This is a genomic window from Arhodomonas sp. KWT, from assembly GCF_010993615.1.
The window spans coordinates 16,121-17,704 of sequence record NZ_WNXE01000035.1; the positions used below are offsets into that span (position 1 = coordinate 16,121).

General features: G+C 68.2%; 2 protein-coding genes. One reads left to right on the forward strand and one right to left on the reverse strand.

Features of this window, described 5'->3' with window-relative positions:
* Window positions 1–376 (forward strand): HAD family hydrolase (locus G7A99_RS25330; protein ID WP_240466181.1); only part of this gene is annotated, 376 nt, incomplete at its 5' end.
* Between the two features lie 39 nt (window positions 377–415).
* On the opposite strand, the gene G7A99_RS08245 is transcribed toward G7A99_RS25330, so the two are convergent.
* Window positions 416–1,486, reverse strand: coding sequence for a cytochrome-c peroxidase (locus tag G7A99_RS08245; RefSeq protein ID WP_026320864.1), 1,071 nt, complete (start codon window positions 1,484–1,486; stop codon window positions 416–418).
* Window positions 1,487–1,584: the final 98 nt, after the last annotated feature.

Below are 1,584 nucleotides of genomic sequence, written 5' to 3' on the forward strand. Positions count from 1 at the left end.
TTTCGCCGCGTTGCGTGCCCTAGGCCTGCATCTCGGTGTGGCCACAAGCGACGGCGAGCGGGCGACCCGGGCGATGCTCGCCGGCTTTGTTACGCCGGGGGTGCTGTCGTTCGTCGCCGGCTACGACAGCGGCCACGGCGGCAAGCCGGAGCCCGGTATGGTGAGGGGCTTCTGCGCCGCTACCGGTATCGGGCCGGAGGCGGTGGCCGTGGTCGGCGACAACCTCCACGACATCCGCATGGCGCGGGCGGCGGGCTGCGGTCTGGCGATCGGCGTGCTCAGCGGCACCGGCTCCCGGGAGGGACTGGCCGCAGAGGCGGACATGGTGATGGAAACGGTCGAGGCGCTGCCCGCCTGGCTGGCGGGCAGCGCCTGAGGGCATGCCCCGCGGGTGCGGGGCATGCGGCTGGCAGGGTCAGCCCTGCGGGTTGCGGGTCGGGGCCGGTGCCTCGAGCGGACGCGGCGTGTTCGCTCCGTTCGGCGGCAGCTGCGGGTAGGAGACGTCCGGCATCGGGCCGGTCAGGCTCTCGAGGAAGGCGGTGATCGCCGAGACCTCCTTGTCGCTGAGCTCCTGGCCGAGCTGCGCCTCACCCATGATGGCCACCGCCTGGGTCAGGTCCCAGACCTGGCCGGAGTGGAAGTAGGGCTCGGTCACCGCGACGTTGCGCAGTGACGGTGCCCGGAAGACGTACTCGTCGGTCGCCGTGCCGGTTACCGAGAAACGACCCTTGTCATTCTCCGGCAGGACGTCGGCGCCGGGCTTCTCCACCAGGCCGAAGGGATAGTAGCCCTGGCCGCCGACGTTGATGCCGTTGTGGCAGGCCACGCAGCCCTTGTTCATGAAGGCCTGCAGTCCCTCCTTCTGGTGGTCGCTGAGCGCGTCCTCGTCGCCCTTCAGGTAGCGATCGAAGGGCGCATCCGGGGTCAGCAGGGTGGCCTCGTAGGCCTGGATCGCCGCGGCGACGTTGTCGAAGGTCACCGGGTCGGACTGATCCGGGAAGGCGGCCTCGAAGTCCTCGACGTAGGGATCCATGCTCTTGATGGTCTCGACCACGCGCTTGGGCGTGTTGTGCATCTCCACGCCTGCCTGGATCGGGCCCTTGGCCTGCTCCTTGAGGTCGGAGGCGCGGCCGTCCCAGAACTGGGCGACGTTGTAGACGGCGTTGAATACGGTCGGGGCGTTGCGCGGGCCGCGCTGCCAGCCGTGCCCCAGGGAGGTCGGCTGGTTGTCGTCACCGCCCATGCCGAGGTTGTGGCAGGTGTTGCAGCTGATCGTCTGGCTGCCTGACAGGCGCGGGTCGAAGAACAGCTTCTTGCCCAGGATGACCATGTCGTCGGTCACCTTGACGCCGTCGACGTTCGCCGGCGGTTCGGGAATGGGCTCGAAGCTGCCCTTCGCCATCTCCATCAGTTGCGAATCGGCGTGGGCGCCCCCGGCCACGAGCAGGACGGCGAGCGGCAAAGCGCGCAGGGGTATTGAAGCCATGGCGGTGCTCCTTGTAGTCAGCATGCCTGTTTTCTTGACTGATTCTAAGCTAGCACCCTGACTCTCAGAGTCGACCGCGATCGTTCCGGGAATTGACC

Coding starts and splice junctions, on each gene's coding strand:
- G7A99_RS08245 (WP_026320864.1), bottom strand. CDS start 1,486: ATGGCTTCAATACCCCTGCGCGCTTTGCCGCTCGCCGTCCTGCTCGTG.